At 45.9% G+C, this 18,686-nt stretch carries 16 protein-coding genes; 9 read left to right on the top strand and 7 right to left on the bottom strand.

Translation table 11 applies throughout. The features are described 5' to 3' along the window. The first annotated feature begins 73 nt into the window (after positions 1-73). On the top strand, positions 74-847 hold the full coding sequence (locus tag AC2TF5_RS24950; protein ID WP_491299785.1) for an alpha/beta fold hydrolase: 774 nt from the start codon (positions 74-76) through the stop codon (positions 845-847). 101 nt (positions 848-948) lie between these two features. On the opposite strand, the gene AC2TF5_RS24945 is transcribed toward AC2TF5_RS24950, so the two are convergent. Continuing rightward, entirely contained in the window at positions 949-2,124 is a 1,176-nt protein-coding gene (locus AC2TF5_RS24945) for a PsbP-related protein (RefSeq protein WP_491299784.1), read from the bottom strand. A gap of 461 nt (positions 2,125-2,585) precedes the next feature. Between AC2TF5_RS24945 and AC2TF5_RS24940 the strand changes: the two genes are divergently transcribed. From AC2TF5_RS24940 to AC2TF5_RS24915, 6 genes are all read left to right on the top strand, one after another. Beyond that, on the top strand, positions 2,586-2,855 hold the full coding sequence (locus tag AC2TF5_RS24940; RefSeq protein ID WP_491299783.1) for a phage holin family protein: 270 nt from the start codon (positions 2,586-2,588) through the stop codon (positions 2,853-2,855). 120 nt (positions 2,856-2,975) lie between these two features. Then, positions 2,976-3,074: a YjcZ family sporulation protein gene (locus AC2TF5_RS24935; RefSeq protein ID WP_491299782.1), complete on the top strand. Its 99-nt coding sequence runs from the start codon at positions 2,976-2,978 to the stop codon at positions 3,072-3,074. Between the two features lie 197 nt (positions 3,075-3,271). Next, on the top strand, positions 3,272-5,470 hold the full coding sequence (locus tag AC2TF5_RS24930) for a M1 family metallopeptidase (RefSeq protein WP_491299780.1): 2,199 nt from the start codon (positions 3,272-3,274) through the stop codon (positions 5,468-5,470). Between the two features lie 108 nt (positions 5,471-5,578). Beyond that, positions 5,579-6,286, top strand: coding sequence for a response regulator transcription factor (locus AC2TF5_RS24925; RefSeq protein ID WP_208915989.1), 708 nt, complete (start codon positions 5,579-5,581; stop codon positions 6,284-6,286). 3 nt (positions 6,287-6,289) lie between these two features. Continuing rightward, positions 6,290-7,708 (top strand): sensor histidine kinase, encoded by a 1,419-nt coding sequence (locus AC2TF5_RS24920; RefSeq protein ID WP_491299779.1) that lies wholly within the window; start codon positions 6,290-6,292, stop codon positions 7,706-7,708. A 273-nt stretch (positions 7,709-7,981) separates the two neighbouring features. Further along, the gene (locus AC2TF5_RS24915; RefSeq protein WP_491299778.1) at positions 7,982-8,428 is read left to right on the top strand and encodes a DUF3888 domain-containing protein; all 447 of its coding nucleotides are present in this window, start codon (positions 7,982-7,984) and stop codon (positions 8,426-8,428) included. A gap of 9 nt (positions 8,429-8,437) precedes the next feature. Here AC2TF5_RS24915 and AC2TF5_RS24910 read toward each other — a convergent pair whose 3' ends face one another. The 6 genes from AC2TF5_RS24910 to AC2TF5_RS24885 form a co-directional block, all read right to left on the bottom strand. Beyond that, entirely contained in the window at positions 8,438-8,899 is a 462-nt protein-coding gene (locus AC2TF5_RS24910) for a 2-thiouracil desulfurase family protein (RefSeq protein ID WP_491299777.1), read from the bottom strand. 126 nt (positions 8,900-9,025) lie between these two features. Next, the gene (locus AC2TF5_RS24905) at positions 9,026-9,520 is read right to left on the bottom strand and encodes an NUDIX domain-containing protein (RefSeq protein WP_491302990.1); all 495 of its coding nucleotides are present in this window, start codon (positions 9,518-9,520) and stop codon (positions 9,026-9,028) included. Between the two features lie 228 nt (positions 9,521-9,748). After that, positions 9,749-14,533: a WIAG-tail domain gene (locus AC2TF5_RS24900; protein WP_491299776.1), complete on the bottom strand. Its 4,785-nt coding sequence runs from the start codon at positions 14,531-14,533 to the stop codon at positions 9,749-9,751. Between the two features lie 316 nt (positions 14,534-14,849). After that, a complete protein-coding gene (locus AC2TF5_RS24895; RefSeq protein WP_491299775.1) occupies positions 14,850-15,296 on the bottom strand; it encodes a GreA/GreB family elongation factor in 447 nt (148 codons plus the stop codon). Positions 15,297-15,412: 116 nt separating this feature from the next. Then, positions 15,413-15,559, bottom strand: coding sequence for a hypothetical protein (locus AC2TF5_RS24890; RefSeq protein ID WP_491299774.1), 147 nt, complete (start codon positions 15,557-15,559; stop codon positions 15,413-15,415). An 848-nt stretch (positions 15,560-16,407) separates the two neighbouring features. Continuing rightward, a complete protein-coding gene (locus tag AC2TF5_RS24885) occupies positions 16,408-17,499 on the bottom strand; it encodes an FAD:protein FMN transferase (RefSeq protein WP_491299773.1) in 1,092 nt (363 codons plus the stop codon). Positions 17,500-17,738: 239 nt separating this feature from the next. On the opposite strand from AC2TF5_RS24885, the gene AC2TF5_RS24880 reads away from it, so the two are divergent. Together AC2TF5_RS24880 and AC2TF5_RS24875 are read left to right on the top strand one after the other, a co-directional pair. Continuing rightward, complete coding sequence (locus tag AC2TF5_RS24880) at positions 17,739-18,137, top strand: NusG domain II-containing protein (protein WP_491299772.1); 399 nt, start codon at positions 17,739-17,741, stop codon at positions 18,135-18,137. Next, complete coding sequence (locus AC2TF5_RS24875; protein WP_491299771.1) at positions 18,112-18,666, top strand: Gx transporter family protein; 555 nt, start codon at positions 18,112-18,114, stop codon at positions 18,664-18,666. Before AC2TF5_RS24880 ends, AC2TF5_RS24875 begins: the two co-directional genes overlap by 26 nt. The last annotated feature ends 20 nt before the right edge of the window (positions 18,667-18,686 follow it).

The raw sequence follows: 18,686 nt of genomic DNA, 5'->3' as shown, positions 1-18,686 counted from the left end.
ATCTGGACACTCTATATCATAATCGTGCAGAAAACCAACACATGAATGATTTAACATGGAGTGTGACGATAAAATGACTTCCACCAACATAAACGGATACTCGATGCATTATATTGATCGCGGAAAAGGAACCGCTATCCTCTTTATTCATCCACCGGTACTAACAAGCTTAAATTTCATATACCAAATCGAAGGGCTGTCGCAACATTTTCGAACCATTGCTTTTGACATCAGAGGACACGGCAAGAGTCAGCCTTCCAAACAAGCGGTTACTTATCCTTTAATCGTTGAAGATATCAAACAGTTGATAGACCAGTTAGGCATCGAAAAAATATTTTTGTGCGGATATTCTACTGGGGGTTCGGTTGTGCTTGAGTTTCTCTTGACTCATCCCGACCGGGCATGGGGAGGTATTGTCATCGGCGGAATGTCGGAAGTAAAAGGAAAACGTCTAAGAAACAAAATATCTTTGGGTGCTGTTTTATCCAAAATCGGAGCAGTCGGCACGATTGCGTTTTCTATTGCCTGGAATCAAGCTAAAAATATTTCTTTGTTCCGTAAGTTATTCAATGATGCGAAACAAGGAGATGCGAAAAATGCGGAACAGTATTATCGATACAGCTTGAAGTATAACTGTTCATCGCAACTCCAGGAAATACATCTTCCCGTCCTGCTCGTTTACGGTGAAAAAGACAAGCACTTCCATCCTTACGCCAAAATGTTACATCAACGATTACCGAAGAGTGAGCTGGTTTTCATTAAAAAAGTCGATCATCGGATTCCGACAAAAGCCCCCGGACCATTAAACGAACGGATCAAGCAGTTCGTAAGTCATTTCAGCAACTGACAGATGCAACCGCAAGTAGCGTGAATACTCATTCGTTTTTTGTTAAAAAAGAAAAAGCCCAGAAAGGGCTTTTTCTTTTAGAGTTGTTTATAAAACGTGACTTATTGAACTTTTTTAAGAGTTGATACTGTTAAAAGAACAGCGATTGTTGTCCCACCGCCTACATTATCAAACGAGTATTGAATTGTTGGCACACCCCGCATCGTAACGTAGTCCTCATCCAGGATGTCACCCGTTGAGTTAAGATAAATACCAACTATGGAATTTTCGTATTCATCCATGATGTGAACCTCAGCGATGGTGGTGTTTTCATCGATTTGCTCTTCTATAACCTCAACAACGTATCCACTTACTTCCACCATTTTGTCCAAATAAGGATTGATATTTTTGAACAGGTGGCGTGAGGTTATGGCTTTATCTACTTCAGCACTTGCGGCCTTTTTCGATTTGGCGGTGACTGCAGGGAACAGTTCGTGGTTGTTAACAATGTAATTATATGTTTTTTCGTTAATAACTCCGTCTTCAATTAGATTAGGAACAAGCAAAGACATCATATCAGCTGCATTCGTATTCGCTGTAGCTTTTTCAGTATTTGAATCTGTACTCGTACTGGTTGCCACAGTTTCAGTTACTTGGAAGGAATCAATGATCTGTTGGACCATTTCTTCTCCACCGTTTTTATAAGATCCTTCTGAGAAGGTAATGGATGCTGTATAAAGTTTCGTTCCAGTCGACACAAAGTATTGCGTCAAAATAACTGTGGCTCCTGACTGTGGTTGATTATACTGGGCTTTTAGGACACCGGCAGTTTTGTTACCGGAAACAGAATGATCCTTGTAATCTATCTTTTTATAATCTTTAATACCTTCCCCACCAGCACCACTGGATAGTTGGGATACTGTCAGATCAGCTGCTTCTTTCGCTGGTACAGAAGCATCTTCAAGCGTTACATTAAGATTGTCTCCAAATCCATGCTTCGGGTTAGAATCAACAAATGCTGCCACTACTAATGGCATGTTGAGCTGAGCATCTTCCCACGTTGAGGGATACGAAAATGAAAAACCATCACCCTTATATGATGTTGTTTCTACTTTGACTTTTTCTTTTTCTTTCTCTGTTTCAGTTGAAGTACTTGCTGGTGCAGCACTTTCTTTGGTTGTTGACTCATTGTTAAACGATGCTGGCGCGTTCGTGGTTTCTTTTTTTCCAGAGCCACACGCAGTCAAAACAACAGTTAATGATAATAGTAGTACTGAAAACTTCCTTAAACCTTTCATGCCTGATTCTCTTTTCTGAATCCCCATCGGCTGGGGTATTTGCTAACGGGTTTATCCCCTTGTTGTGTTAGTTCTTGATAAACGCTCTTTTGCATCGAGTGGCCTAGTATCGACAGCACTTGCCAAAATTTGTAACACTATGTCAACTGTCTATTACTCTAGTCTCTCTCGAAAGAACTTGCCTAGGTGAATTATACCAGAGGGGGTGTAATTAAAGTAGTGCAGTTTTCGTGAATAAGCATCGTCTAAGCTCTACTATAACTACATTAAATTCATGAAGATGTTTGGGTTTTAATTTCTGCAAAGGTGCTTTTCCGAGGTTCGGGATAATATGCTAATAAACAAGCCCAATATTAAGATTTTCAAAATCTGAAGCGTCATCAGGAGTGCTTTTTTGCAGGACAACAGAGATATCCATCTCTTGACGCATTGTGATTTTTATTAGAGAGGACGTGTACAAAATGGAATGGAACCTGATTATTGAATTGATCGACCCGAGGTTGTTTCTTGTTGTCGCGGCTTGCTGGGTAATTGGCTACATTTTAAAGAAAACACCAAAGGTACCGGATTGGAGCATTGTGTACATTGTTGTTGTGTTTGCTGTCATTTTTGCTGTGGGCCTGATTGGATGGAGCATGGAAGCAATTATACAAGGCATACTGACTGGCGCATTTGCTGTATTCGGGCATCAGGTCGTTAAACAGACTATAAAAGGGGTTGGCGATAAATAAAAAAAGGATAGGGGAGATGGTGCTGATAAGCGAAGCAAGCAATTGTTGCCTAAACGCCCTGACCGTTCCATGAATTCATCATAAGATAAAGTGTAGTTTAAAACAAAGGAGGAGTCATTCATGGGTGATGTAGTGGGTGGATTTGGCCACGGAATAGGATTTATTCTGGTATTGTTCATCTTGCTGGTTATTGTTTCATGTCATTGTGGTTTCATCTAATAAGACCTAGCATCCGCAAAGCTGAAGAGACCCTGCAGGCATGTGCCTTCAGGGTCTCTTTTTTTGTGTTCATGCGAAGTTCCTCACAGATTTCTTGGGAACAAATGCTAAATTAAGGATTATGTAAGGTTAACAGCAAGATGATGAAAGGTTGGGGGTGTATAATGCAAGAATCAGCATAAAGGAGAGAAGCTCATATGAATCATTTGCAACGAAAACGCATTTCAACTCGAATCGTAGCCTGTTCGCTTGTTGTCTCAGTAATGGCTAGCCCGATCGTCGGTACAGGTATTGTTCAGGCGGCACCCGTAAATGCACCTGCATCGTCTGTCCATCAGGCAAAAGAACAAGCAACCACCAGCAGTCCGATTCGATATCAAATTGATGCCCGATTGGATGAGAAGACGATGACCTTGCACGGCAGTGAGACGGTCATTTACAAAAATACATCGAAGGACAGCTTGCACGAGTTGGTCTTCCATACATTCGCTGATGCGAATCGATCGGAGTCTACACAAGCTCAGATGTTTGCTTCGGCGAATGCCAAGATTCGCAAGGACAACCCGGATAAGCAGGCGGCTGATTTTCTGGGCGGCATCGATATTATGCAAGTAAAAGAGACAGGAAAGCAGCTTGTGTATGAGAACAAACAACAAGCGTTGACAGTGAAGCTTGATCGTGAGCTGAAACCCGGCGAAATGGTAACCGTTCAAGTGGATTTCAAGGTTGAAATTCCCTACGGTTCGCAGCGACTGTCGCATTACAAAAATATAATTAATGGGGCGCACTGGTTCCCTGTGATATCCGTCTATGACGACAGTAAGCATCAATGGGATCGAACACCGTACAGCACTTCATTCGAATCTGATTATTACATGATTTCCGATTACGAGGTTCAACTGAATGTACCCGCTTCATACCAGGTATCCATGCCGGGTATGATTACCGTACAAGATGCCGAAGCTGGCCGTAAGACGGTAGTAACGACAGCTAACCGTACGCGTGAGTTTGTCTTTTTCGCGAGTCCTGATTATAAGGTGGAGCGGGATACACGTAACGGACTGACAGTGGAGTATTACTACTTTGACAATGGGCCAGGAAAAGAAAAGGTTATCGAGGCTTACATTGATCAGGCCTTTAAGGCGATTCAATTTTTCAACGATAAGTATGGCGAATATCCATATCCCGAATTCCGAATTGTGGAGTCATATGTAGAAGGTGTAGCAGTTGAATTCTCGCGCCTAATTCAGATGGGGATGATCGAAGGAAATCCTGATGTAAAAGGTCATACTGCGTTCGTACATGAAATTGCGCATCAATGGTTCCATTCCTTGATCGGCAATAACTCGGAGACCGAGTCATTCCTGGATGAAGGTTTTGCGGACTTCTCTGCAGTATATTTTTCGGAGAAACAAGGGGACGTTTTGAATGGGTTTAAGTCCATTCAGCTTGACGATATTTCATTCGATAAGGCAATCAGCTCATCCAATACGGAGGTTGGCGATCTGTCGCACCCGGTCTACTACGACAAAGGGCGTCAAGCTATATACCAATTGTATCGTACCGTTGGTGAAGAGAAATTTGACCTGTTCATGAAGGCCTATTTCAACCGATTCATCTATCAAAATGCGACCATTGACGGTTTGCTTGAGACGATTGGCGAGACTTTAGGCAAAGAGGCGCAAAGCGAGATGGAACAGGCGTTGCGGCAGCCTAATTTCGAGCTGAAGCCCGAATATCAGATAACGGATGCTGAGAGGGCAGCGTACATGCATGAGGTGATGAAATCTACATATCACAGCATACTAGCTCAGAATCCGGATTTGCCATTTGAGACGATAAGCCGGATCATGGATAAAACGCTGCAAGGCGAGCCGTTGACGGTGGTGCTGAGTGAATCGACGAGCAAGAAAGCGAAGGCGCAGCAGCGAGCGATACTGAAATCATTACAGACGACGTTCGACATTTTCGGCATTCAACAGCCTACGGTTCTCTCAGAACGACAAGTGATCAAAAAGAAGCTGAAGACCGAACTCGCAAACAGCAATGTCATTGTAATTGGCTCTGCCGCAACGAATCCGCTCGTTCAAGCGTTAAAGCCCGGGATTATTAAGCGTGCGGATGATATCGGCTTTAAATGGAAGGCCACAATGAGTAAACCAAATACAGCTGGGGCGTATATTATCAAGCATCCGCACAATCAGAAACGTTTGATATTACATTTTTTCTGGACAGGAGATCAATTAAGCACTCCGAGCGTGGAGCATTATAATGCAATGATATCTAAGTCAATGAGTTTCAGCAGCGCATTCTATCAGTTTTACCTCATGGATCAGACCGGCAAGCTGGCGATAGAGAAGAAAAATGATAATGCGATCTCGGAATTGTTTGAATAGCCTACAGTAAGCATGGTCGTGAGCGCCATATCTTCACCAAGGCAAGCTTATGGTAAAATGATAAAATGATATTCAAAAGCTCACCAAAAGCTTCGGGGAGGATACATCATGGCGCTATTGAGAAAAGTGCTAATTGTCGACGATGAAGAGGATTTGTTGCGTTTGCTCAAGACGGTGCTTGGTAAGGAAGGCATTGAGCATGTCTATACCGCTGTGACAGTGGCAGATGGTTGGCGGCAATTTCAGGAGAAGCAGCCGGATCTGGTATTGCTCGACATTATGCTGCCGGACGGGGAAGGCTATGAGCTCTGTAAGCAGATTCGAAGTGTCTCGCAAGTTCCAGTCTTGTTTCTGTCCGCCAAGACGGAAGAAATCGATAAATTGCTCGGTCTCGCCATAGGTGGCGATGATTATATCACGAAGCCGTTCAGCCCGAAAGAAGTGGCTTATCGCATTAAAGCCCATTTTCGCCGGGCAGATTACCAACAGGTTCAAGTAAAGCCGGACCCCGTCATTCAGGCGGGGCCGTTTCTCTACGATGAACAGAAGATGGAGTTGCGCAAGAATGGAAACTCGATTGAGCTAAAACCAAAGGAACTGGGGTTGTTCACCCACATGCTCCGCCATCCCAACCAGATTATCAGCAAAGAAAAATTATGCTTGCATGTATGGGGTGAGGATTTCATCGGCTACGATAATACGGTGATGGTTCATATTCGCCGTTTGCGCGAAAAAATCGAGGATAATCCATCCAATCCAGTCTATCTGGTCACAGTGAAGGGATTGGGGTACAAGCTGGTCATAAAGGATGAATAGCTGATGAAATGGAGATTGACTGGCAGATTTTTAACATCAGTTGTGCTGATCGTTGTGATGGTGGTGTCCATGAATTTGCTGCTCATAGCGATGCTGCTTATCGGCCAGTCATCCTGGTTCGGGCCTATCTTCAATAAGCAGGAGACATCTGCAGAAGAGATCACCAGAGCATTCCACGAACATATCGTCTTCACTGATCAACAGGAGGTCAATGTGACCGCCGAAGGCAAGGAAATACTTGATCACGCGCAAGCCTGGATTCAGATTTTAGATGAGGATGGCAATCAGCGGTATGGTTATCATGTGCCGCAAGGCGTCAAAATGAAATACACTCCGTTTGACATCGTTCAGATGTACAAGTATCGAGAGATTGACGGCGATACAACGATGTTTATCGGTGAAAAGCAGGCGGGGCAGACCGCTTACAGCTATTTTATTGGCTTTGAAAATCGGTATTTACAACGGAGTGTGCTGCTTTTAGATTACCGGGAAGTAGGGCAGTTTCTTAAAATAGGGAGCCTGCTACTTATTGGGATTGATGCGCTCATTGCACTGTTCATTGCCTATTTATTCAGCAAGCGGCTTACGGAGCCGCTGCATGCGCTTATGGACGGGATCAAAAGTTTGGCCAACAAACAATACGATCTGCATAATCGGCCCAAAGGTATCTATAAAGAAATGTTTCAGCATGTCCACAACCTATCCAAGGAGTTGCGTGCGAATGAGCACAAGCAGCGGAAAATGGATAAAATGAAGGAAGAATGGATCGGCAACATTTCTCATGATATTAAGACGCCGCTCGCTTCCATTCAGGGGTATGCGGAATTGATGAAGGAAGTAGAATATCGCCTCTCTGTGGAGGAGATGCAAGAGTATGCTGCGATTATTGAACAGAAGGCGCTCTATCTGGAGGAAGTGATCGAGGATCTCAATCTGTCGACCCGACTCAAGAATAAACAGCTTACCGTCCGGCGGGAGCCTGTTAATCTCGTCTCGGTTGTGCGGGATGTCGTTATCGACCGTCTTAACGATCCAAGGCATGCGGGGCGGACGATTGAGTTTCAGTGCAGTGCCGAACGGTTGGTCAAAGACGTTGACAAAATCTTAATGCAGCGGGTGATCGGCAATCTGATCGACAATGCGATTGTTCATAACGATGAGAGTGTGGTTATTCAAGTAAGTATCGAGCAGGAGTACAAAGGACGCGTCCGTATTACTGTGGCCGATAATGGCAAGGGCATTCCGGAAGAGGAACTGGAACGGATCTTCGACCGTTACTATCGGGGTACAAATACTGGGGAACGGCATAAAGGCTCCGGTCTAGGCATGGCGATCGCACATGACATTATTATCGCGCATGACGGCATGATTACAGCGGATAGTCAGCCTGGTCATGGCACTACAATTGAGATTGTGTTGTAAAGTGGATTGGTTTAACCAACAGACGGATCGATCGTGGTGGTACAGAACTTGTTTAGGGTTAATTGGAGTTTACAGAAAAGGTGCTTCCAGAGTATAGCTTTGGGGGCACTTTTTTTCTGGATTAATCTGATGTTTAATAACATAAATACAAACACGCGGATACCGACTTCGGGCTCCGCGTGTTTGTAGTTTTGAAGAAGGACGAGAAATGTATGAAAAATTGTTATTTTGGAATATTTATATTCAACTGCGTTTGTCCAAAGGAGGAGAACATTGAGAAAAGGATGGATTGTTCTTTTTTTGATCCTAACACTGTTTATGGGGTGGGAGAGGTCTTGTTTTGCAGAAGTGAAGAGTCCTCAAGAATCCAGAGAGCTGCAATATCAAGATATGCTAATGCTTTTTCTGTTACCGCATATAAAGCAAAAACTTGATGAGGTTTATTCAAACATGCTGACCGTCTCACCGGAACAGTATCCTTATTTTATTGATATCAAACATGTAGAGCGATTAAACGGGTTTAGGGGTTTTCACTTCTTGATTATTCTTGAAGCTAATCCTACGGTAGGTCCGCATATACCTGTAGGAAAGGATCGTTTTATTTTCGAAATATCCCCTACAATACCTGACAATGTGAAACTCGTACATTTTAAACACTTAAAAGATCCAGATAAGAAAGATTTTCCGCCAAATTATCAAGGCTTGTTAAAAAATAAATAAAACTCCGATCTATGAAACGACAAGTTCCGCCAACTGCTCTTCGGATATCACGCGTATGCCGTGCCGGATCAGTAGCGCAGTGGTAACGCCGTTTCCAGTCATTTTTTCGTTCTTAAAACGGCCGTTATAAATCATGGCGCTGCCGCACGAGGGACTGTATTCTTTGAGGACAACGGTTGTTGCATGGATGTCTTGGGCTTTTTTTAGAGCGGCATATGCACCTTTAATGTACATATCCGTCACGTCCCGGCCTGATTTCTCGATCACTTTGGCTTTGCCGTCTAACACGTCATCCCCATCACCGCCAATAATCTCGGCAGGTTCTCTGGGTGTAAAAAACCCGCCGAGCAGTTCGGGACATACGCTGACCGCTTTGTTTTGCTCGATCAGCTCGCGGATCGTTTGATTTAAGCTATGCGTACCGTTATATCTTACTTCCATTCCTGCCAGACAGGAGCTTACTAATATCATAGATACCACCTCGAACTAATAGTAGTTCATGATTCCGCTCAAGTAAACCCGTCATTAAATAGAATTCATAAATTCAAAACAAAAAGCCAGCATATGCTGCTAAGCTTACAAATAGCTGTTAATTCCTTATGGCTTCAATTTGAGCGAGTCCTCTAGAATGTGCTTGTGTACCGGATTCCAGCCCTTATAATAATGCTGCGTCTCAGCAGGATCGATAAAAATCCGGCGGGCCGACTCGAATTCGGCCTCGAAAGGATGGAGTTGGGTGATGTCCATCCGGTAAAACACCTGATAGCCTATTTTGGGATAGCCGCTGTTCTCAGTCCAGTTAGGGCATTCACTGTGGTCGACGGAGATATTGCCTAGCAGCTTACAATTACCTTCAATATAACCCTCTTCTAGCGCTTCCCGCTTAAAACAGGACTCAGGCATTTCCTCCGGTTCAATGTGTCCCCCGGGAAAGTCCCAGCCGCGGTCGCGCAGGTCCACGAGAAGCAAGCGGCTGTCCAGATAGCAGAAACCATGCACACTTGTGATCAGATGAAGGGGAGGGAGGTCGTCGCTCCTATGCCACGTCAGCTTGACTCTCGACTGACCCCAAACGGTATAAAAATGAGTCATTTGAATACCTCCTATAATACTACCGTTAACGACATGCTCCACGAAGGCCATCAGATCCTTCAACTATAGAACCGTGACGTCATCGAGGGTAGCTGTTCCGATTAATTTGCATTTGCCATCCCATTCCCTACAACAAATGCTTGTAACATATTATAGGGAAATACTGGGATTAAAGCACTGAAAATGATGACAAGCGGTACTCTGGATAGAGTACCGCTTAAGAATGGATTATTGGGATGGACCGATAGCAATCCAGGATAGAAATCCGTAGCTTGAATTGCAGTTTGGTTGGCGTGTGACTTCCAGGACGGTGACGTCGCTTCTTTGAAGTTTAAGTGATACTTGAAAGCCAGGATGATTGCTCATGGCAACGATGACGTAATTAACAGATGCAAACGGCTCTTCAAAATTGACGATCACTTCGGTCGTGTGTTCTTCCGCCGGAAGTGCAAACGCGGTCAGACCGTACTGCTGGACTGCTGGTTGAGCATCGGTGCTCCGGATCGGTGTGAAGGACATATGCTGTGGAGATACGGAGGCCGGTGCAAGATGATCCTCTGTTATGGCTTCATCGGCAAGATGCTGGCTGGTAATCGTTCCGTCCGCGATTTTAGCCCCAGTAATGCTGCCATCTTGTACGGCAAGGAACTCTAACGCGCCTGGCGTGAGATGGCGGTAGTCGATGGAACTTTCGGCAATCTTGTTGCCCGTAATGCTGTCATCCTGTACGGCAAGGGACTCTAACGCGCCTGGCGTGAGATGACGGTAGTCGATGGAACTTTCGGCAATCTTGTTGCCCGTAATGCTGTCATCCTGTACGGCAAGGGACTCTAACGCGCCTGGCGTAAGGTGACGGTAGTCGATGGAGCTTTCGGCAATTTTGTTGCCCGTAATGCTGTCATCCTGTACGGCAAGGGACTCTAACGCGCCTGGCGTGAGGTGACGGTAGTCGATGGAACTTTCGGCAATCTTGTTGCCCGTAATGCTGTCATCCTGTACGGCAAGGGACTCTAACGCTCCTGGCGTGAGATGACGGTAGTCGATGGAACTTTCGGCAATCTTGTTCCCTGTAATGCTGTCATCCTGTACGGCAAGGGACTCTAACGCTCCTGGCGTGAGATGGCGGTAGTCGATGGAACTTTCGGCAATCTTGTTCCCCGTAATGCTATCATCCTGTACGGCAAGGGACTCTATCGCCCCTGGCGTGAGATGACGGTAGTCGATGGAACTTTCAGCAATCTTGCTCCCCGTAATGCTGTCATCCTGTACGGCAAGGGACTCTATCGCCCCTGGTGTGAGGTGACGGTAGTCGATGGAACTTTCAGCAATCTTGCTCCCCGTAATGCTGTCATCTTGTACGGCAAGGGAATTAAGCGCCTCCGGCGTGAGATGATGGCAGTCAATGGAACTTTCGGCAATCTTGTTGCCCGTAATGCTGCCATCTTGTACGGCAAGGGAGTCTAGCGCCTCAGGCGTGAGATGACGGCAGTCGATGGAACTTTCGGCAATCTTGTTACCCGTAATGCTGCCATCTTGTACGGCAAGGGAGTCTAGCGCCTCAGGCGTGAGATGACGGCAGTCGATGGAACTTTCGGCAATCTTGTTGCCTGTAATGCTGCCATCTTGTACGGCAAGGGAATCGAGTGCCTCCGGCGTGAGATGACGGCAGTCGATGGAACTTTCGGCAATCTTGTTGCCCGTAATGCTGTCATCCTGTACGGCAAGGGAATTGAGTGCCTCCGGTGTAAGATGACGATAGTCGATGGAACTTTCGGCAATCTTGTTGCCCGTAATGCTGCCATCTTGTACCGCAAGGGAGTATAGCGCCTCCGGCGTGAGATGACGGCAGTCGATGGAACTTTCGGCAATCTTGTTGCCCGTAATGCTGTCATCCTGTACGGCAAGGGCGTCAAGCGCCCCTGGTGTGAGGTGACGGTAGTCGATGGAACTTTCAGCAATCTTGCTCCCCGTAATGCTGCCATCCTGTACCGCAAGGGAATTTAATGCATCCGGTGTGAGATGACGATAGTCGATAGAGCCATCCACAAGATGCTTGCCGGAGATGGAACTTTCGGTGATTTTGCTTCCCGGTATGCTGTGAGCTACGAATTTGTCACCCGTCAGACTCCCTTTCTGTAAGAGGTCTGATGTAATAGAGCCCTTTTCAATATGATTGGAACCGATGCTCCGCTCCTGTAAATGATGGGGGAGAACCGTTCCTTCTGCTAAATGGCGGGACTGTACGACACCGAGCTGCAGATGATCGGAGCCTACACTCTCTTCCTGCAGGTGATTGTAGGACACGGATTGGCTTTGCAAATGTCCAGTCGTGATGGAAGAGGCCGCAATATGACGGTCTTTTATAGCTGAATCATCAATATGATGTGAGGCTATGCTACCTTCCGCGATGTGGGAGCGGTTGACAGCCTCCAATTGAATGTGGGTGGGGCCGACGGCTCCTTCCACGATGTGTCTGGAGGTAATAACCTCATCCTGCAGATGATTCTGGCCTACCGATTCCGGAGCGATATGGTTTTCTCCAATAACTCCGTTGTCAAGGTGGCGGGAGTGAATAACCTCATCGCTAAGATGATTTGGCTGAATGATGTCAAATTGTAAGTGATGCCCGGATATCGAGGCGTTCTGTATTTTATCGCCGCTGACCGCGTTATCTTGGATGGCGGCCTCAGATACAGCGGAAGGACTGAGATGAGTCTCCACAATAAGCCCGGGCTGAAGTTTGTGACCAGGTATGCTTTCGTCTGCAAAAATTTCAACGGAACGAACTTCGTCAGACAGATGGTCCAGTGTAATAATATTTTTTTTGAGATGATATCCGTAGATGGATTCTTGTGTCAAATGTTTGCCGTGAATGGATTCGAGTGCCAGATGCTGGGCGGAAACGGAATGAGGAGCGATTTTGTCAGTTGTAACAGAATTCTTTTGCAGGGCATCAGCCGATATTGATTCACCGGATAAATGAATGCCCTGAATTGCATTTTCTTTAATTTTGGAGGAGCTTACGCTTCCTTCTGCTAGCTTGGCGGAAGTGACAGCCAGATCGGTCAATTTATCAGTCGACACGCTTTCCGGGGAAAGCTTGAGCGAGGTTACCGCATGATCCGACAGATGCTGCGGGAATACAGCTCCGGGAGCGATGAAAGAGTCCGTGATAGCACCAAGTGCAAGTTTCTCTGCTGTTATCGAGCCGTTAGCAATGGCATCCGATATGACCGAGGATGGTGCGATATGCTTACTTGTAACGGAGCCGATGGCAAGATGATCCTGACCGACCGCACCGGTCTGCAAAGACACAGAGCTGACACTTCCTGCTGCAAGATGAGCCTGCCGTATTGCTCCTTTCGCAATGTTCGAGGAATTGACGCCTTCCTTCGCAATGATTTCTCCGTTGACAGAACCGGCTGCCAGCTTGCTGCTTGTTACACAGCCTAGTGAAAGTTTATCTTCCGTCACAGCTTCTGTCTGAAGATGAGAAGATGTAACCGATCCACCGGACAAGTGGCGCTCTGTAATCGCTTGGGGCGCTATAGCAGCCGAATGGATAACATTATCGTTAAAGTGATGGGGCTGCAGACTGCCTTCGGTAATATGCTCACTTTGAACAGCACTATTACCGATATGCTGGGAACGCACCGCTTTGGTAGCAAGCTGTTCTGAATCGACGGACGCTTTCCCCAAATGGCGGGTGTGGACAGCTTCATCGGAGATTTTGCTGGATAAAATACTTTGGTCGGCGATTTTTGAAGCAGTGACAGATTGTTCTACCAGTTTCGCGGTGCCTACTGACTGATTTGCCAGCTTTGTGTTTGTAATGCTGAAATCGCTCACGTGACGAGATTGAATTTCTTGGCTCCCGATCTGGTCCTTACCAACGGCGGCAGTTCGGATTTGATCTGACCCGATTGCGCCTAGCGCTAGGTGGTCAGTAGTAATAGCGCCTTTCTGAATATGCTTCCCACTGACCGTGCTCTCAGCCAATTGCTCAGATCCGATCGCCTCATGCTCCAGGTGATTTCGGGTAACAACTCCTTCAGCCAAGTGAAGACTGGTAATGGAATGATTCTGGATGTGAGTTCCATCAACCGCGCCAGACTCAATCTTACTGGCGCTGACTGCGCCTTCCCGGAGCTTGGATGTGGAGACAGATTGATCCGCCAGCTTGGAGGTGTGTACGGATTCGTTGGCCAGATGCCGTGTTTCTACAGCGCTTGAGGCAATCTTGTTACTGGTGACGGCAGCATCATCAAGGAGGCCGCCTGAAATGCTTAGACCATTGAGATGGCGGGAGAGCACCGCGCCGTTCGCAAGTTTATCCGAGGTGATGCTATGATCGGCCAGCTTGTGAGAGGTTAGACTGGCGTCCTTGATTTTATCTCCACTGATCGTACCAACTACAATCTTCCGGTCAGTGATGGAACCATCGGCCAGATGGTCACTGGTGACTACCGAACCTCCAAGTTTAGCGGAGGTGATACTGCCGTCGGCAATTTGAAGACCTGTTATAGCGTAATCCTGCAATGCATCACTTCCGACTGCTCCGGTGGCCAGCTTGGAGGCGGTGATGGCACGGGAAGCGATACGGCTCTCCGTGACTGCACCTTCACTGATATCTTCAGTATAGATAAAAGGCCCCTTCAGGCCGGGCATTTGTTTCTCAGTCAGCAGTTGCTCCCGGTGGTCGGTGGTATTGAATAATTCCAAGGTGTCTCGAGAGAGGGGGCTTTCTTCCTCTTCAAAATCTTCTTTCATTACCTCCTCTTCCGGTACATCGGTGCTTTCCTCAGGCAGCAGATCTTCGAATTCTAAGGCGTCGATGCTTTCTTCTTCCAGAGCAGCTGCCGCTGCAGATGAAAGAACCCGGGCCTCCCTATCTGCTGCTGCACGGTTTTTTGCTTCGTTACGTCCTGCCCAATCGATTTCTCTTGTATTAGGGTCCACCACATAGCGCTGGGTTGGATTTTTACCCGCTGTATGCTTCCCTCGTTTTTTCAAGACTGCACGCTCCTTCCGAAAAGTGGTTCGTCTTCGGCATCATATGCATGGGACTAGGCGTCTGTCACAATTTTACTGGTATTTTCAGAGTAGCAATTGGAGAAAATTTTCATTATACATATTTGAAGGAAAGTAAAGGGGATTTAAAGACAAAAAAGGGACTGTCAACTTGGTCGTGGGTAGACCGAAGAACAGCCCCTCTAAGTGTGCTGAAGGTTATTCTATGTGTTACATTCCTGTGATCAGGATATTGCTGTAACCTCTGCTGGGCATGATGTGACTTGTTCACTAATACAGGATGACATGTTTCTTGGAATTAATTGCAGTTAATATCTACAACGGTCACTTTTGTGATCTGCCCGGGAGTCACGATCGTAATTTGGCTGTCTTTGGCAGCCATAAGAAGCTGGGAGCCGAGCGGAGAGACGATGGATATACAGCTCTTATCCGGATCAGAATCCTCCGGCAGACACAGTGTATAGGATTCGCAGTGATTGCTGTCGTTATATTGCACGGTTACCGTACTCCCGAGAAATACAAAGTCGGGGCACGGGATGTCATCACTGTTGATGTTACTCTTCAGATACTGCTCCAGCTTGAACATATAGCGTTCGATAAACGCTTTGGTATTTTTTCGTTCCCGTACGATGCGAACGTCGTCAGTGGCAGGGAGGTACCGATCAAGAAATAGAGTGAGCTGTTCATCAAAAAAAGTTAATTGGGAAACAAGCGTTTCTCTTATATTGATCTTATGCAAATTCATGGTCATATCTCCTCTTCTCGTGCTATGGCTCATTATAGATTGAGCTGCAACCTAAATTTATTGTGAGGTACAATCCGGTCCATTTCATAAATGATCCTCCTTGGTATCGAATACGTTCATTTCAGTGTTCCAAACATGGTCCTCAGGATAATCTCAACGATAATGAATATGAGAATCGCGGTCGAGATGCAGGAGATCGCAAATATGAAGATACCTGCCCGATCTTTCGGCTTCTTCCCTTGCTTGGTTTTTGGAATATTCATATAAACATCCTCCGCTTCCGAATTCTTGTGTGAAAGAACGTCTACAGAGATGTATACCGATCGCCTCAACCTCCCTTAATGGAGCAGCCGATTGAAGAAGGTTACATTTAATGTAAAAATTATATTGATAAACAGGAAGGCATCTCGTTTGTAAACAAACGAAATGCCTTCCATTTGGCTGCCCAATCTATGCCTCCATTATGCCATAAAGGCAGGTAATCGACAACATAAATGGTATGATATGTATTTTAAAGGCTGATGTAACATTTAATTACTTTTCTAGATCTTGTGGATATAGACGTACCCTGCAGAATGGTCTGCAGGGTACTTTTGTGGGCGCTGAAGCGCCAATATAATTTAACCCCTGACGGCCTGATCGGCTGTACAGTCGGTTCCTTGTGTTTGAAGTTCAATTTCGGGATCATTACTTCCAAAACAACAAAAGCCCTGCCTCTCTTTCGTCCTTGCGGCTCCGATGACCGCTCCAGTGTGAATCAGAAAACCAACATCCTTAAACTCTTACTTTTGGGTTAGAAAATAGGAATTCTCAACTTCATCTGAGTTAGAAAATATAAATTTGTGAGGAACTTACGGGGTTAAACTTCGCCTAACAATTTATGATTATATCACACTTTATACACTTTAGCAAAGATAGGGCAGTACAAAATTGGAAAGAAACAAAATCTGTTCGTGAAATATATGAGGGCCCAGCAGGAAATGGCTTAAAGCGGCTGCAGACCAGCTGGTAGACTCGGTGCTGATTGAGTTAGTGGGGAACAAACAACAGCACATAGAAGAGCAGGGCAGCTTTTCCAGTAAGGAAGAGATGTCCTGCTCTTTCTTTTGCGCTATTCGTTCATTAACGTGTAGCTGTCGTTGGTCATATGCAGAACCTCAGCCATACCAGACGTAATGTATACTTTTTTATCCTTGGTTATAAACAAGGCCTCTGTCTGATCCAGTTGTTCTACGAATTCGAGGCCCTTTTCTAATCCCATGGAGAAGATCGAGGTGGACAGTGCGTCCGCATCGATGGATTTGTCTGTCAGAATCGTGGCGCTGCTCAGATTGTTGTCGATAGGATATCCGGTCTCAGGGTCCAGAATATGGTGGTACACTTTTCCGTCTTGTTCGAAAAAGCGCTCGTATACGCCAGATGTGACGATGGTCTGGTTCTCCACCTTCAGGTTGCCGATTGGATTCCCCCGGGAAAGGTCAGGATCCTGAATACCGATGGTCCATTTGAGGCCGCCTGGCTTTTGTCCCAGGGCAAGCACGTTACCACCCAGATCAATGATGGCGCTCTTGAAGCCGTTGTCGGTCAAATATTTGGCGATGACGTCCGCCGAATAACCCTTGGCGATAGCGCCAAGGTCCATTTCCATGCCTTTTTCTTTCAAGTATACTTCACGGGTGTCCGGGTTCAGTTCGACCTGGTTATATTGACTAAGCGGTATAAGTTCATCAATTTTAGACTGGTCAGGAACATGCGCGCCTTCATTTCCGATATTCCACAGCGTGACGAGAGGGCCAATTGCCAGATTGAAACGGCCTTCTGTCTGTTTAGAGTACTCATATGCTTTTTGAATAACATTGAAGGTTTGTTCGGATACTTGGACAGGCTTGATCCCGGCATTAGCGTTCACCTTGGCCAGCTCACTCTTGTCATTCGTACGGCTCATTTGAGTGTCGATCGTTTTAAGCAGTTCTTCGATTTCATTAAAATGGCGGTCGGTGATCCGACTGTCATACACTTTAACCTGCACAATGGTATCAAAAATATAGTAAGATTTCTTGACCGGATCGGTTATTTCCGTCTGCTGGCCGGAGTCCGGCGTCTTTTCATTGAGATCTGCCGGAGTCGTGCCGGAGTTGCAGCCTCCGATGATGAGCAGGGCGGACAGAAGCAGAAGCAGCGATGAGCGCTTAATTATGTTCATTAGAATTCCTCTTTTCCACCAGGTTTCGAGTGGATTATAGCAGAGCCCGTCAGAGGGAGGATGTGAGACTTCTCATAATTTACTTAAATTTTTGAATAAAATTTTGGATTTAGTGATGATTTTGTGAAATCTTTCTCAAACCGGCCGGATTGGGTGTTTCCTTCATTGAAGGATAGGTGGGGAGTGGGTATAATGAGGACGTCTAAGATTTATATAATCAAAAAATAAGGAAGATGCTTATGAAACGCGGAGACCTGGTACTGATCTCAGTTGTGCTGGCAGCAGCACTAATATTTCTTGTCCCAAGATGGCTGGACGAAAAAGATAGTGAAAAAAATCACAATAATCCGTTAACGGCAACCATTACGGTAGATGGTCAATTGTTTAAGACTGTGGAATTGACGGAAGAAGAACAGATTATTGAAATTAAGACGGATCATGGAGTGAATATTCTTAAGGTGTATGATTACGGGATCGAAATGATTGAGGCGGACTGCCCGGATGAAGTGTGCCTCAGCTTCGGGTTCGTTGACAGGAAAAATCAGAGCATCGTCTGCCTGCCTCACAAAGTATTGGTTGAGGTAGAGGGTGCTTCGGGAGGAGAGAGTCAGGATGAAGTCGACGCCGTTGTCAATTAACGAATCTGCCATGCTGCTTAAAAAGACGGTCATTATTGCCATTTTTGCAGCGGTTGCTGTTGTGCTAAGCATTGTGGAATCCCTTATTCCGGTGAACCTGTCAGTACCGGGCGCAAAGCTGGGGCTGGCTAACATTATGGTGCTAACCTGCTTGTATTTTTTGCGGGGAAGAGACGCGATGACGTTAATCGTTCTAAAGACGATTCTGACTGCGATGATCTTCGGAACCTTTTCAAGCTTTTTGTTCAGTCTGTTCGGCGCACTGTTCAGTTTTGTTGTCATGTATGGCCTGCTCAAAATTAGCGGAAAAAGACTCAGTCTGATCGGAATCAGCATCGCCGGTGGGGTAGCGCACAATATCGGTCAGCTGACGGCTGCTTCGATTATTTTCAAAACCTCTTCGATCTTTTATTATTTACCGGCGCTTCTGCTGACCGGTATTGTGACCGGTATCCTCATCGGTATTGCCGTAAGATATTTGGTGCCGTCGCTTTCCAAGCTGTCATTGTTTGCTGGTTTTACAGATTAAGAAGTTGCATGGGAGACCGT

Source organism: Paenibacillus sp. JNUCC 34 (assembly GCF_058269055.1).
Note: the sequence above shows the minus strand (reverse complement) of the source record. Positions and strands in the feature narration are given on the sequence as shown.

Bases quoted from the DNA above. Each gene is read 5' to 3' on its own strand.
- AC2TF5_RS24890 (WP_491299774.1), bottom strand. From the start codon at position 15,559: ATGAATATTCCAAAAACCAAGCAAGGGAAGAAGCCGAAAGATCGGGCA.
- AC2TF5_RS24910 (WP_491299777.1), bottom strand. From the start codon at position 8,899: ATGATATTAGTAAGCTCCTGTCTGGCAGGAATGGAAGTAAGATATAAC.
- AC2TF5_RS24880 (WP_491299772.1), top strand. From the start codon at position 17,739: ATGAAACGCGGAGACCTGGTACTGATCTCAGTTGTGCTGGCAGCAGCA.
- AC2TF5_RS24905 (WP_491302990.1), bottom strand. From the start codon at position 9,520: ATGACTCATTTTTATACCGTTTGGGGTCAGTCGAGAGTCAAGCTGACG.
- AC2TF5_RS24920 (WP_491299779.1), top strand. From the start codon at position 6,290: ATGAAATGGAGATTGACTGGCAGATTTTTAACATCAGTTGTGCTGATC.
- AC2TF5_RS24895 (WP_491299775.1), bottom strand. From the start codon at position 15,296: ATGAATTTGCATAAGATCAATATAAGAGAAACGCTTGTTTCCCAATTA.
- AC2TF5_RS24925 (WP_208915989.1), top strand. From the start codon at position 5,579: ATGGCGCTATTGAGAAAAGTGCTAATTGTCGACGATGAAGAGGATTTG.
- AC2TF5_RS24950 (WP_491299785.1), top strand. From the start codon at position 74: ATGACTTCCACCAACATAAACGGATACTCGATGCATTATATTGATCGC.
- AC2TF5_RS24945 (WP_491299784.1), bottom strand. From the start codon at position 2,124: ATGAAAGGTTTAAGGAAGTTTTCAGTACTACTATTATCATTAACTGTT.
- AC2TF5_RS24885 (WP_491299773.1), bottom strand. From the start codon at position 17,499: ATGAACATAATTAAGCGCTCATCGCTGCTTCTGCTTCTGTCCGCCCTG.
- AC2TF5_RS24940 (WP_491299783.1), top strand. From the start codon at position 2,586: ATGGAATGGAACCTGATTATTGAATTGATCGACCCGAGGTTGTTTCTT.
- AC2TF5_RS24875 (WP_491299771.1), top strand. From the start codon at position 18,112: ATGAAGTCGACGCCGTTGTCAATTAACGAATCTGCCATGCTGCTTAAA.
- AC2TF5_RS24935 (WP_491299782.1), top strand. From the start codon at position 2,976: ATGGGTGATGTAGTGGGTGGATTTGGCCACGGAATAGGATTTATTCTG.
- AC2TF5_RS24930 (WP_491299780.1), top strand. From the start codon at position 3,272: ATGAATCATTTGCAACGAAAACGCATTTCAACTCGAATCGTAGCCTGT.